General features: G+C 41.7%; 11 protein-coding genes. All 11 read right to left on the bottom strand.

The window, feature by feature from the left end; all coding sequences use genetic code 11:
* Positions 1-33: 33 nt before the first annotated feature.
* The 11 genes from K5Q58_RS07845 to K5Q58_RS07795 all read right to left on the bottom strand — a co-directional run bounded on the left by K5Q58_RS07845 (position 34) and on the right by K5Q58_RS07795 (position 12608).
* The gene (locus tag K5Q58_RS07845; protein ID WP_220753390.1) at positions 34-438 is read right to left on the bottom strand and encodes a hypothetical protein; all 405 of its coding nucleotides are present in this window, start codon (positions 436-438) and stop codon (positions 34-36) included.
* Positions 432-1238, bottom strand: a complete 807-nt coding sequence (locus K5Q58_RS07840; protein WP_220753389.1) for a bifunctional 2-polyprenyl-6-hydroxyphenol methylase/3-demethylubiquinol 3-O-methyltransferase UbiG — start codon at positions 1236-1238, stop codon at positions 432-434. Before K5Q58_RS07840 ends, K5Q58_RS07845 begins: the two co-directional genes overlap by 7 nt.
* A gap of 179 nt (positions 1239-1417) precedes the next feature.
* Positions 1418-3412 (bottom strand): methyl-accepting chemotaxis protein, encoded by a 1995-nt coding sequence (locus K5Q58_RS07835; protein ID WP_220753388.1) that lies wholly within the window; start codon positions 3410-3412, stop codon positions 1418-1420.
* A gap of 187 nt (positions 3413-3599) precedes the next feature.
* Positions 3600-5195 carry an ABC-F family ATPase gene (locus K5Q58_RS07830; protein ID WP_220753387.1) on the bottom strand — a complete coding sequence of 532 codons (1596 nt, stop codon included), beginning with the start codon at positions 5193-5195 and terminating at the stop codon, positions 3600-3602.
* Positions 5196-5525: 330 nt separating this feature from the next.
* Positions 5526-5756: a hypothetical protein gene (locus tag K5Q58_RS07825; protein ID WP_220753386.1), complete on the bottom strand. Its 231-nt coding sequence runs from the start codon at positions 5754-5756 to the stop codon at positions 5526-5528.
* Positions 5757-5974: 218 nt separating this feature from the next.
* Positions 5975-6733 (bottom strand): SDR family oxidoreductase, encoded by a 759-nt coding sequence (locus K5Q58_RS07820; RefSeq protein WP_153916073.1) that lies wholly within the window; start codon positions 6731-6733, stop codon positions 5975-5977.
* A gap of 67 nt (positions 6734-6800) precedes the next feature.
* On the bottom strand, positions 6801-7706 hold the full coding sequence (gene mmsB, locus K5Q58_RS07815) for a 3-hydroxyisobutyrate dehydrogenase (protein ID WP_220753385.1): 906 nt from the start codon (positions 7704-7706) through the stop codon (positions 6801-6803).
* Positions 7707-7733: 27 nt separating this feature from the next.
* On the bottom strand, positions 7734-8849 hold the full coding sequence (locus K5Q58_RS07810; RefSeq protein ID WP_220753384.1) for an enoyl-CoA hydratase/isomerase family protein: 1116 nt from the start codon (positions 8847-8849) through the stop codon (positions 7734-7736).
* Positions 8849-9658, bottom strand: coding sequence for an enoyl-CoA hydratase (locus K5Q58_RS07805; RefSeq protein WP_220753383.1), 810 nt, complete (start codon positions 9656-9658; stop codon positions 8849-8851). Before K5Q58_RS07805 ends, K5Q58_RS07810 begins: the two co-directional genes overlap by 1 nt.
* 24 nt (positions 9659-9682) lie before the next feature.
* Positions 9683-10840: an acyl-CoA dehydrogenase family protein gene (locus K5Q58_RS07800; protein ID WP_220753382.1), complete on the bottom strand. Its 1158-nt coding sequence runs from the start codon at positions 10838-10840 to the stop codon at positions 9683-9685.
* Positions 10841-11114: 274 nt separating this feature from the next.
* On the bottom strand, positions 11115-12608 hold the full coding sequence (locus K5Q58_RS07795; protein WP_220753381.1) for a CoA-acylating methylmalonate-semialdehyde dehydrogenase: 1494 nt from the start codon (positions 12606-12608) through the stop codon (positions 11115-11117).
* Positions 12609-12670: the final 62 nt, after the last annotated feature.

Here is a 12670-nt window from a genome sequence, read left to right as displayed (position 1 = left end):
AAATGGATTTAATACCAAAAGGCTAATTGAGCCTTAAAAATTACAACTTATCTCGCCAATGTCATTCAGAATAAGTACTGCACGCTTATTAATTTCAAAGTTCGTCACGTAACCGCACTTCCCTTGGAGCATATCACCACTATTAAGCAATAATTGATACTCGTATTGGCCATCAAGCTGAGCTAAATCATAATAAATAGTATTGTCTTTTTCAGTGCTTATTTCACCAAAATCCATCCGGCTAAGTGGCAGATTAATCACTGCTGATTCAATAACAAAGTCCGAACGATTTTCTATTGTCAAACTTGGACTGACATAAAAGTAGCTTAGATACATCAATAGAATCACGGTTGAAATACCAGCTGAAATTTTGAAGAATATGCGACCCCAGCGATTGGCAATATCCAGTTTATTTCCTGAGTCAAATAGCATTAACACTTAGTTCCTTTGATGGAAAAAACCAGCGGAATAGATTGACCTTTTATCATGGAATGAAATTGATTTGGCTGTTTCTCTACAAGGTTTTCAAAGCAATTATAAGGACTAAATGGAAACTCATTAACGGCATCGATTCGAATACCTGCTTGAATTAGTGCATTTATCACTTCACTTAGTGAATGCGCCCAAGTCACCATAGTCTGCTTTTCATTTTCAGTTGTTACCTCTGCCTCACTTTCTATCGCAGAGTCTTCAGCTTGAGTATATGAGCCCTCAACTACCACATCCGGCTCTGGTTTGTGAAAGTAGGGATAACCCTCTAATACATCTTGTACAGGGTGAAACTCAGCCATATAAAATGTTCCACCAGTTTTGAGGTTATCACTAATTACCTGTGCCCATAGGGTTAAACATGGTAACCAACATAGGACCCCAAACGAGGTAAAAACAATATCAAAACTATGCTGACGTTTAGCTGTATAACTATAGACATCTGAACAAACAAACTCTGCAGCAATATTGCACTCAGTCGCCAACTCTTCAGCTTTTTTTATTGCCGTCTCAGATAAATCAACGCCAGTGACAACAGCGCCCTTTCTCGCCCAAGATAACGAGTCTAGACCAAAGTGACATTGCAGATGTAATAAAGACTTATCAGCAACATTAGTAAGCTCTGCTGATTCGATTTCAGTCAATGATGACTTACCCGCGATAAAGCTTGGCACGTCATAAAAAGAAGAGTCAAAATGTATTTTAGCTCGTTCATTCCATGCATGCTGATTGACGCTAAGGTAGTCCATAACTTATCCAATACTTTAATTATTCAATATTATTGGCTCATATTAGCAAAGTAAAATAAAGATTCACATTTTAGCGCTAATATTTACCTATCAATTGTCTATAAAAAAGCCGACATTATCTAGGTCGGCTTTAAATATTAACGCAAATAACTCATAGAGTTATAATAATTTTGACTCGCTTAGTTTTTGCTTAAAGTAAACTTTTGCACTTGTTCAGACATCGCAGCAGCGTCTTCTAGCAAGCTTTCATTAAGCTGACTCAGGGATACCGCAATTTGTTGCGTTTGATTATAAATTTCACTGATTTTCATTGCATTTTGATTCACTTCTTCCGCCACTGCTGCTTGCTCATGAGTTGCTGAAGCTATTTGCTGATTCATGCTCTCAATCACATCCACATCAGCCACAATTTGCTTAAGCTCTTGCCCTGCATGCTCAACCTCATTAACACTTTCCTCAGCACTCTCCATGCCCCGTTGCATTGTTTTTACAGCTAATTGTGCACCAGACTTTAATCGGTCAGTCATGCGCTTAATGTCATCGGTAGAAGATTGAGTTCGCTGAGCCAAAGTTCTGACTTCGTCAGCGACAACCGCAAAACCACGCCCTTGCTCGCCAGCTCTTGCAGCTTCAATCGCTGCATTTAATGCAAGCAAGTTAGTTTGTTCAGAAATAGCACTAATTACATCCAAAATAGTGGCAATTGATTGCACATCTTGGTCAAGTTTTTCAATAGCGAGAGATGCTTCGTTGATTTCTTCAGCGAGTTGCTTAATCGATACCGTTGTCTTGTTAACGTCATTATTACCAACTTGTGCTTCTTTATTAGCAGATGAAGACGCATCTGAAGCTTGTACTGCATTGGCTGCAATTTGCGTTACAGTGGCGCTCATCTCTGTCATGGCTGAAGCAACTTGTTCAGCTTCAAGGTAACCCAACTCCACATCTTGTTTCATGGTATGGGTATAACCATTGACTTGTTCAACCACGCCCACCACTTGAGTAGCACTTTGGCGAACTTGTAAAATAATAGTTTCAAAGTCATTCATCATGGCATTAAAGGCATTTGAAAGTTGCCCAAACTCATCCGCAGACTGATGTTCAATGCGGGTACTTAAATCGAAGTTATTCCCTGCATGAGTCACTTTATCAAATAAATGACTCAAGCTGCGGTTAAGGTACTTTGATACAGACAGGCTCAACCACGCCAGTAATACGATGGAAACTGTCAGCGCTAATAATGATGTCCACATCATTTGGCTCGCAGAACCTAAACGATGTTGAGTTAAGGTCATCAAATCATCAGCAAGGAAGTGTTCAAAATCTGTCAGAACATTGATTCTACCTGTTGACGTTTTAAACCAATCTTCTGGGTTTTGCTCACTGATAGCTGCAACACTTTGGGAAAATGCGATTTGGCGAAGTTGTTCAACGTCACTCACTTCTCGCGAGCGACTGGCATGATCAAACTTCAATATCCAATCTGATGTCGCTAACGCTTTAAAACGTTCAGCGTAAGTATTTTGTTCAGATACTAAGGTAACAAAACGGGCGTAAACTCCGTCTTTAAATCCTTGCTGGCCAAAGGTAGTGCTTAATACCGCCCGCTCGATACCTGCACGTTCTTTAAGTTGTAAAAATGCCCCGAATGAGGCGAGTTTTAATGACAACTCACTGTCAGTGCTTTGCATTGCAGTTTCATCGACCACTGACAATAAAGCCGTGTTGAGCCCAGTGTAATACTTCACTTCATCGGCGACTGAAATCGATAAGATATCAACGGCGCGTCTGATAGATTGTAGTTGCTGTAATTCATTTTTAATTTGACGAAGAGTTGAACTAATTTGCTCAGGAAAATCGTCAATATCAGCAATATTATTAAAGGTATTGATTTGCCTATCAGACATTGCTCTTTGGTTTGGTAAACCATTGGCAAAAGATTTCCCTTGAGAGCCAATAAAGCCGGCACTCATACCGCGCTCTTTTTGTAACTCATGTACTAGTGCGCTATTAATAACAGCGAGGTCACTTAAGGAAAGTACTGTGGTTAATTCTGACTTGGTTTCATATTTATTATGCACAAACATGCCGCCATATATGAGGCAAATAACCAAGGGTGGAATAATCAGTAGAAGAAGTTTGTGTAGCGTTTTAAGGTCAGTAATCCATTTCATTGTATCTTTACCCTTAGAGTAAGTGCTCCATGCAATTTCGCGATTAATTACATGCTTTGATGTAATTAAGGCGACTTAATTCTAGATCAAAATAGTAGCTGGTTGTTGTTCGCGCAAAAAAAAACCTGTAACAGCTAGTTAATTAGCCTTACAGGTTTCTATCGACATCTAAAGTAAAAACTTTAACTTATCCTTCAACGCCTTTGCTGGCCAAGAACTCATCATAAGTTCCTTTGAAGTCGTTAATGCCGTTTGGCGTCACTTCTAGAATACGTGTAGCAAGCGATGATACAAATGCGCGGTCATGAGAAACGAATAACAGTGTGCCTTCATACATTTCTAGGGCGTTATTTAATGACTCAATTGATTCCATATCCATGTGGTTAGTAGGTTCATCAAGCAGCAAAATATTTGGCTTTTGCATAATCAATTTACCAAAGTACATGCGGCCTTTTTCACCACCAGAAAGTACTTTTACTGACTTTTTAATATCGTCAGAACCGAATAGCATACGGCCTAAGATACCACGAACAGATTGATCGTCATCTTCTGGTTTACGCCATTGGCTCATCCAGTCAAATAAAGTCATGTCGTTAGCAAAATCCGCTTCGTGATCCTGTGCGTAGTAACCAATATTTGAGTTTTCAGACCATTGGATAGTACCAGCATCTTGCGGTAAGTCGTGTACTAAAGTACGTAACAAGGTGGTTTTACCCACACCGTTTTCACCCAAAATAGCGATACGCTCACCGACTTCAGCCATCATGTCGAAGCCTGAGAATAGCGGCTTTTCGTCAAAACCTTTCGCTAGTTGCTCAACCACTAGTGCATTACGGAACAATTTCTTTTCTTGTTCGAAACGAATGAATGGATTAACACGACTAGATGCTTTGATTTCTTCAATCTTAATCTTATCAATTTGCTTAGCACGTGACGTTGCTTGCTTCGCTTTAGATGCGTTAGCAGAGAAACGTGCAACGAAACCTTGAAGCTCTGCAATTTGCGCTTTCTTCTTCGCATTGTCTGACTGCAAACGCTCACGAGCTTGCTGCGCTGCCATCATGTACTCATCGTAGTTACCAGGGTACACACGTAGCTCAGCGTAATCGATATCAGCCATATGAGTACAAACAGAGTTTAGGAAATATCTATCATGCGAGATAATAACCATGGTGCTGTTACGTTGGTTAAGCATTTCTTGTAACCAACGAATGGTGTCGATGTCCAAGTTGTTGGTTGGTTCGTCAAGTAACAGCACGTCTGGATCTGAAAACAGCGCTTGAGCAAGCAGTACACGTAATTTGAAACCAGGGGCAATTTCACTCATTAGGCCAAAGTGTTGGTCAACACCAATACCTACACCCATCAGTAAATCACCTGCGCGAGATTCTGCGGTGTAACCGTCCATCTCAGCAAATTCCATTTCAAGCTCAGCAACCTTAATGCCGTCTTCTTCACTCATTTCTGGTAAAGAATAAATGCGGTCACGTTCTTGTTTTACTTCCCACAACTCTTTGTGACCCATGATCACAGTGTCAACCACTGAGAATGCTTCATAAGCAAACTGATCCTGATTCAACTTACCCATGCGTTCGCCTGGATCAATCGAAACATTACCGCTTGTAGGTTCAAGGTCACCGGTTAGGATTTTCATGAAGGTGGATTTACCACAGCCATTGGCTCCGATAAGACCGTAGCGGTTTCCGCCACCGAATTTAACTGAGATATTTTCAAACAGTGGTTTTGAACCAAACTGCATGGTGATGTTAGCTGTAGTAATCAAAATGAGATTCCAAAATTCAAGTTATGACAAAAACAAAAAACCAGTGCCGACTTTATTAGCCACTGCGTTTAACAAAATGAGTATTGCTTAACGAGTATAGCGGCTGTATGTAAATAGCACTGGTTTTAAACCACCCTTAAAACAATAAGCATGGTCACAATAATTAGGCGGCGTACTATAGCATTTCAGCTTATTTTTTCAACTTAACTTAGGGCTTTTAGGAGGATAATTTGATGGGAAATTGATGAATTTAAAGTGTCTGTTAACTTCAATATAAAAATAGCCAACAAGGTCGGCCATTATTGCAGCAAATGCTTTGCTATATCGAGATTACTTTTTAAAGCTAAACTTTTTAGTGAGCCAAGCAATGGTATCGATTTGCTGTTGTTGCTTTAAACCAAAATAGACACAAATCCATGGTGAAAGTAAAAAGTACCAAGGCATAGTCATACCGTGTTGGTCATTGAATTGTAAGTAGAAAAAACCAAAATAGATCACTGCTATTCCTGCAATACCCACAGTTAGCATAGTCATCCGCATTGCTTTCTCTAGCCTTTCCATTTCTTATCCCTATTTTTACTTTTCGGTATTGAACTTATGTATTTACTAGCGTTAAACGCTGCTAAGATGGTAGCAATAATTTAATCAATAAAAAAGCCAACCATTAACAGGCTGGCTTTAATTCAATTACAGTCTTATTTGAAGTGAGCTTAAAACAAACGTGAAGTGCGTTAAAAGTTGCCAAAAGCAGATGCTATTAAAGCGTCACTTCAAAAGCATTACATGCTTAATCCGCCATCAATTTCAAATACACGGCCATTAACATAGTCGTTTTCGACAATGAACTTAACTGTAGCAGCGACTTCTTGCGCTTCACCTAAACGGCCAACCGGCACCATTTTCTCTAAACGCTCTAATGCTTCAGGTTTCATGCCAGCAGTCATTTCAGTGGCAATAACACCAGGAGCAACGGCAGCACTACGGATATTGTAACGCGCCAACTCTTTCGCCCAACCTACGCTCATTGCAGCTACACCCGCTTTAGAAGCTGAATAGTTAGACTGCCCCATGTTGCCCGCTTTAGCGATACTGGAGATATTAATAATCACCCCAGCTTGCTGTGAGTGGATCATTGCTGCTGCCGCTTCACGACCACATAAGAAAGTGCCTGTTAGGTTTACATTGATAACTGACTGGAATTGCTCGTAAGACATACGATCAGTCACTTTGCCTTCTTTGGCTTTCACCATTAGGCCATCACGTAAAATACCCGCGTTGTTAATTAACACGTTTACTTGACCGAAATCTTCTAAAATGTAATTAAAACCAGCAACTACATCCTCTTCGTCAGTAATGTCCAGTGCATAACCTTGAACTTCGGTAGAAGCGCCTAAATCAGCACAAGCACGTTCTAATTTTTCTTGGTCTACATCGATAAGCGCCAAACGCGCGCCTTGTGCAGCAAAGTCTTGCGCCATGGCTAAACCTAAACCACCAGCACCGCCAGTAATGACTACGACCTTATCTTTAATTTCCATTAACTGGATCCTTTCTACTCTTAATTAAACTGACACTATTTCAATTGAATCTATCAACATAGATTGATTACTTTTCATCCGCAGGGGCAAATTGTTCAAAAATACTTGAGAAGTCACGACGGCCATTTCCCTGACGGGCATGGTTAACGTACATACTGCGTGCTAACGCTCCCATTGGTGTACTTGAATTCGATGCTACCGACGCTTGCTGAGACAAACCTAAGTCTTTAACCATCAGGTCGACCATGAAGCCACCTTGATAATCATTGGATGAAGGCACATTTTCCATCACATCTGGACAAGGATTATATTTCTCTAGGGTCCAATTACCACCACTACTGACTTTCATGATATCAGATAACACTTTAGGGTCTAAGCCATTATCTATACCTAATTGCAATGACTCACTGGTGCCGACCATTAATACTGATAACAGCATATTATTACAAATCTTAGCGATTTGCCCCGCACCAGCAGCTCCTGCATGAAAAATATTAGCGCCCATAACCGTTAATACTGTTTGCGCTTTTTGATAAGCGTTATCACTACCACCACAAATAAAGGTTAAGGTTCCTGCTGCTGCGCCTGCTGTACCGCCCGATACCGGTGCATCCATAAACTCGATGCCTTTTTCAGCAGCATGAGCACCGACAACTTGCGCCGTACCTGCATCAATGGTCGAGCAATCAATCAAAACGGTATCTTTAGCGACCACATCAAGTAGGCCTTTATTTTCATCGTTACCGATATAAAGGTTATGCACATGTTTGCCTGCTGGCAGCATGGTAATCACATAATCTGCTGCCGCAGCAGCACCACACGCAGTTTTAGCACTGAGTGCTCCTTGCACTGTTAACGCTTCAACCGCAGCAGGTACTAAGTCAAAAACGGTTACTGTCATACCCGCTTTGATTAAATTTGCCGCCATTGGGCCGCCCATGTTACCTAAACCAATAAATGCAACTGTAGCCATGTTAAATTCCTTTTACTTGTCTTTTATCTAGATGCCTTTTAATGGGTGCTTATCAGCTTCCCAAGGTGATGTTAGTAACTGAGTCACTGCTTCAGCTGTTACGTCACTTGCATGATTAAAACGCCATTGTGGTTGACGATCTTTATCAATCAACAATGCACGAACCCCTTCACAGAAATCACCATTGGAGCAGCAATTAACACTCACACCGAGTTCCCATTTAAACGATTCTGCTAAGGTTTTTGTGGTGCCTAAGTTGGCTTGTGCAAAAATTAAGAACCAACTTAATGGGCTGCCAGCTAATGCTGTTTTTTGAGCACGTTTTAGCCAGTCTAGCTCAGTATCTAATGTGGTGATTTGATGATGCACTTGTTCAATTTCACCAGACATTAGTTGATCAATTTGAGGCTGGTAGTCTGCTAGCGGGCTATTACCCAGTTGTGCGCTTGAGCTGACTTGCATTTTATTCAGTAACAAAGTGAGCTGCTGATGATTTAAGCTTTCATCATCACTCCAGCTCACTTCAGCGATGGCATCAAATAATGGTTCTTTCTCGTCACTGCCCATGAAATGGTTACCCACATTCACATGATAAGCATCTGCAGCATTCATGTTATAAGCCGTTAAGCCTAAAAATAGCCCTAACTTTCCTGGCATTCTGTTTAGGAAATAACTGCCACCCACGTCAGGATATAAACCAATGGTCACTTCAGGCATAGCAATGCGGCTGCGCTCGGTTAACACACGGTGGCTACCGCCCGCCATGAGACCTAAACCACCACCCATTACAATTCCATCACCCCACACTAAAACAGGTTTGCCGAATTGGTGCAGCAAATAGTCAAGCTGGTATTCTTGAGTAAAAAAATCACAGGCTTGTGATGTCATTTCCCCAGGGTTTGCCACTGAGGCATGATAAATTGCGCGCACATCACCACCAGCACAAAACGCTTTATCACCTGCACCATCTAACACAACAAAGGCGATATCATCATCGTCTTTCCAAGCCCGTAATTGGCTTGTCATGGCCTTTACCATATCAAGATTTAATGCATTTAATGCTTTCTCAATATTGAGTGTAATCACCCCAATGGATTTACCAGATAAGGTGCCTAATGTTTGAAATATTACATCTTGAGTCATTAGCAGTTCTTCCAATTTGCCGCACGTTTATCCAAAAAGGCATTGACGCCTTCAGCCTGATCTTGGGTATCAAATAAGCCAACAAAAAGTTCGCGCTCCAATGGCAAAGCTTGTGTGCGGGGCATTGTACGTCCAGCTTGAATCAGCTTTTTGCACACAGTCACACTACTTGGTGATTGACGAGCAACTTTTGCAGCTAATGTTACTGCAGCGTCCAATGATTGCCCCTTTTCTACCACTTCTTCAACTAATCCAATTTGCTCAGCTTTTGCGGCATCAACTCGCTCGCCACATAAAATCATTCTTTTCGCCCAGCCCTCACCGACTAAAGCGGTTAAGTTTTGGGTGCCACCAGCACATGGTAGAAGACCAACTGTAGCCTCAGGTAATGCCATTTGCGCTTGAGACTCAGCAATACGCAAGTCACAGGCTAACGCTACCTCTAATCCCCCGCCCATAGCGTAACCATTAATCGCTGCAATAGACACGCCACGAAATGCACTTAAGGTTTCAAAAGCATCGCCAAAGCATTTAGCCATTGTCGCAGCATTACCTTTGTCACCATCGGCAAATAATTTAAGATCGGCTCCCGCTGAAAAGAACTTCTCACCTTGACCTGTAATCACCAATGCATAGATGTTGTTATCTCTATTTAAGCGCTCCACGATATTTTTCAGCAGCACTAAACTGTCTGCAGTCCACGTATTCGCAGGTGGGTTATTTAAGGTTAATATTGCCGTATGACCATTGATGGTTTCTATAATTGCTTGTGCTGCATCGTTTGTTTGCGTTGAATCAGAGCTTGTCATTATTCGTTCCTTAAATGGTGACATTTATAAAATTGCGTGGGCGTTTTCGGCTAACAAACGACGAGCAATAATCAGGCGCATAATTTCGTTCGTACCTTCTAAAATCTGATGCACGCGCACGTCTCTAAAGTGGCGTTCAAGCGGATATTCACGGATATAACCGTAGCCGCCATGGATTTGTAATGCACTATCACACACCTGAAAGCCAATATCTGTCGCAAAGCGTTTCGCCATTGCACAATATGCCGTGGCTTCAGGATCGTTTTGATCGAGTTTAAACGCAGCTAAGCGCACCATTTGACGCGCCGCAACTAACTCAGTTGCCATATCGGCTAATTTAAACTGTAGCCCTTGAAATGCAGCAATGGGTTTACCAAATTGTTTTCGTTCATTCATGTATTCAGTGGCGCGCTCTAATGCTGCTTGCGCTGTACCTACTGAACAAGTGGCAATATTAATGCGCCCTCCATCTAACCCCTTCATTGCAAAAGTGAAGCCTTGACCTTCTTCACCTAGTAAGTTTGCTTGAGGAATACGTACATTTTCAAAGCTAATTAAACGCGTTGGCTGAGCATTCCAGCCCATTTTATCTTCCGCTTTGCCATAAGTAACGCCTTGGGCATCTGCTGGAATTGCAATGGCAGAAATACCTTTTGCACCCGCTTCACCTGTTCGGCACATTACCACTAATAATTCGGTTTCACCTGCACCTGAAATGAACATTTTTGAGCCGTTGATAATGTAGTCATCACCGTCTTTTACCGCTTTAGTTTGCAATGATGCTGCATCACTTCCAGCCCCTGGTTCAGTTAGACAATATGAGGCTAATAACTGACCTGTAGTTAAGCCTTCTGACCATTGCTGACGAAGTGACTCTGTGCCCCAAGTCGTTACCATCCAAGTTGCCATATTATGAATGGTCAGCATGGCTGTTGTTGCAGTACAACCATGAGATAACTCTTCGAAAATGATTGATGCATCAAGACGAGATAGCCCCATGCCACCTTCTGACTCAGGCGAATAGAGTGAGCAGAAGCCAAGTTCTCCAGCTTTTTTCATTACATCTTTAGGAAAATGATGCTCTTCATCCCATTGGGCTGCAAATGGTGCGAGTTCTTCTGCTGCGAATTGACGAGCAAGATCGGCGAATTGGCGTTGGTCTTCGTTGAAATTAAAATCCATGGTCTGAATCCTTTTTTACTATGACTCTGTGGTCACTTAAGCTTCAATCATCGCAACTCTTTTTGTATGAGCTATCTTGCCCGATAGTGCGAATGATCTTAGCGGAGTTATTGTTGTTTGCTGCAGTTATTCAGCATCCTGCTGAATGGCATGTCTCGGCAAATACTAACGGTTAGATTATTTACTTAATATTTTGCGATTTGTTAGTAATAGTCGTTGGCATTATCTAAGGCCTTCTCCCAAAAGAAGGCCTTAATTGTTCACTTCTAGGTAATTATTTAAGATCGATGCTCATGTTCGGGCCACTGACCACTTCGTCAGCAAACCAACGTGAAGTAATGGTTTTAGTTTCGGTATAAAAACGTACAGCTTGCTTACCATAAGCGTGTTGATCGCCATAGAAGCTGCCTTTCCAACCTGTGAATGAGAAAAATGGTAATGGCACAGGAATTGGTACATTAATCCCTACTTGCCCCACTTCAATATGATGTTGGTATTTACGTGCAGCACCGCCAGATGCGGTAAAAATAGAAGTGCCATTACCATAAGGACTGTTATTAACCAGTTCAATGGCTTGGTCTAAATCTTCAGCTTCCATACAACATAAAACAGGGCCAAAGATTTCTTCTTTGTAAATTGCCATGTCGGTAGTGACGTTGCTGAACATGGTTGGGCCAATCCAGTTACCAGACTCATAACCTTCAACAGTGCAATCGCTGCCATCAAGCAAACACTCTGCACCTTCTTCTTTACCTTGAGCAATCAGCTTAAGTACACGTTCTTTTGCTGCAGGACTAATAACAGGACCGTAAGCGGCATTTTCATCATTCCATAACCCTGGGCGCACTTTTGCTAATGCTTCTTTAAGCTCTGGAATCCACTCTTTCGCAGCGCCAACAAATACTGCGACAGAAATAGCCATACAACGCTGACCAGCAGCGCCTACTGAAGCACCTACCATGTTATTAATCACTTGCTGCTTATTCGCATCAGGCATGATAACGCAGTGATTTTTTGCGCCCGCAAAAGCTTGAACGCGTTTTAAATTATCAGTACCGGTTTTATAAATGTATTGACCCACACCAACTGAGCCTACAAATGAAATGGCTTTAATTGCAGGATCATTTAGTAAAATATCTACCGCAGCTTTATCACCATGCACTAATTGCAGTACGCCTTTTGGCGCGCCAGCTTCAACGAAAAGCTCAACGAGACGTTGTGGCGTCATTGGATCTTGCTCTGACGGTTTAAGGATAAAGGTGTTACCGCAAGCAATTGCTAATGGGAACATCCATAACGGGATCATCGCAGGAAAGTTAAACGGCGTAATGCCCGCACATACACCTAAAGGTTGGGTATAACTGTAGGTATCAATATTACGAGCCACATTTTCAACGGTTTCACCCATTAACATAGACGCGATATTACAAGCGTGCTCAGCGACTTCAATACCACGCCAAACATCACCTTTGGCATCTTCAAAAGTTTTACCCGTTTCTTGAGCAAGGATGGTTGCAAGCTCATCATGATGTTCTTTTAGTAAGTGCTGATAACGTAACATCACGCGGGCACGTTCAGAAACAGGTACTTCTTTCCATGTTTGAAATGCTTCTTTGGCACTATGAATGGCTTGATTAACTTCATCAGACGTTGCTGCATTGATGTTAGCAATAACCTTGTTATCAGCTGGATTAGTGACTGAAATAACCTGTGAACCCACTCCTTCGGTAAATTCGCCATTAATATAATGTTTAACTTGAACTGTCATGATGCTTCCTAAATCCCTGTTGAGCCCCAAAGCTCTGTAAAAGTTAAGTACTGACGGCTTTT

Origin of the sequence: Shewanella sp. KT0246, assembly GCF_019654955.1 — a bacterium.
In the GTDB taxonomy this organism is placed as follows: Bacteria; Pseudomonadota; Gammaproteobacteria; order Enterobacterales; family Shewanellaceae; genus Shewanella; species Shewanella goraebulensis.
The sequence above is the reverse complement of the archived record's forward strand: the minus strand, read 5'-3'. Positions and strand labels throughout refer to the sequence as shown.

Coding starts and splice junctions, on each gene's coding strand:
- mmsB (WP_220753385.1), bottom strand. CDS start 7,706: ATGGCTACAGTTGCATTTATTGGTTTAGGTAACATGGGCGGCCCAATG.
- K5Q58_RS07810 (WP_220753384.1), bottom strand. CDS start 8,849: ATGACTCAAGATGTAATATTTCAAACATTAGGCACCTTATCTGGTAAA.
- K5Q58_RS07840 (WP_220753389.1), bottom strand. CDS start 1,238: ATGGACTACCTTAGCGTCAATCAGCATGCATGGAATGAACGAGCTAAA.
- K5Q58_RS07800 (WP_220753382.1), bottom strand. CDS start 10,840: ATGGATTTTAATTTCAACGAAGACCAACGCCAATTCGCCGATCTTGCT.
- K5Q58_RS07805 (WP_220753383.1), bottom strand. CDS start 9,658: ATGACAAGCTCTGATTCAACGCAAACAAACGATGCAGCACAAGCAATT.
- K5Q58_RS07795 (WP_220753381.1), bottom strand. CDS start 12,608: ATGACAGTTCAAGTTAAACATTATATTAATGGCGAATTTACCGAAGGA.
- K5Q58_RS07835 (WP_220753388.1), bottom strand. CDS start 3,412: ATGAAATGGATTACTGACCTTAAAACGCTACACAAACTTCTTCTACTG.
- K5Q58_RS07820 (WP_153916073.1), bottom strand. CDS start 6,733: ATGGAAATTAAAGATAAGGTCGTAGTCATTACTGGCGGTGCTGGTGGT.
- K5Q58_RS07825 (WP_220753386.1), bottom strand. CDS start 5,756: ATGGAAAGGCTAGAGAAAGCAATGCGGATGACTATGCTAACTGTGGGT.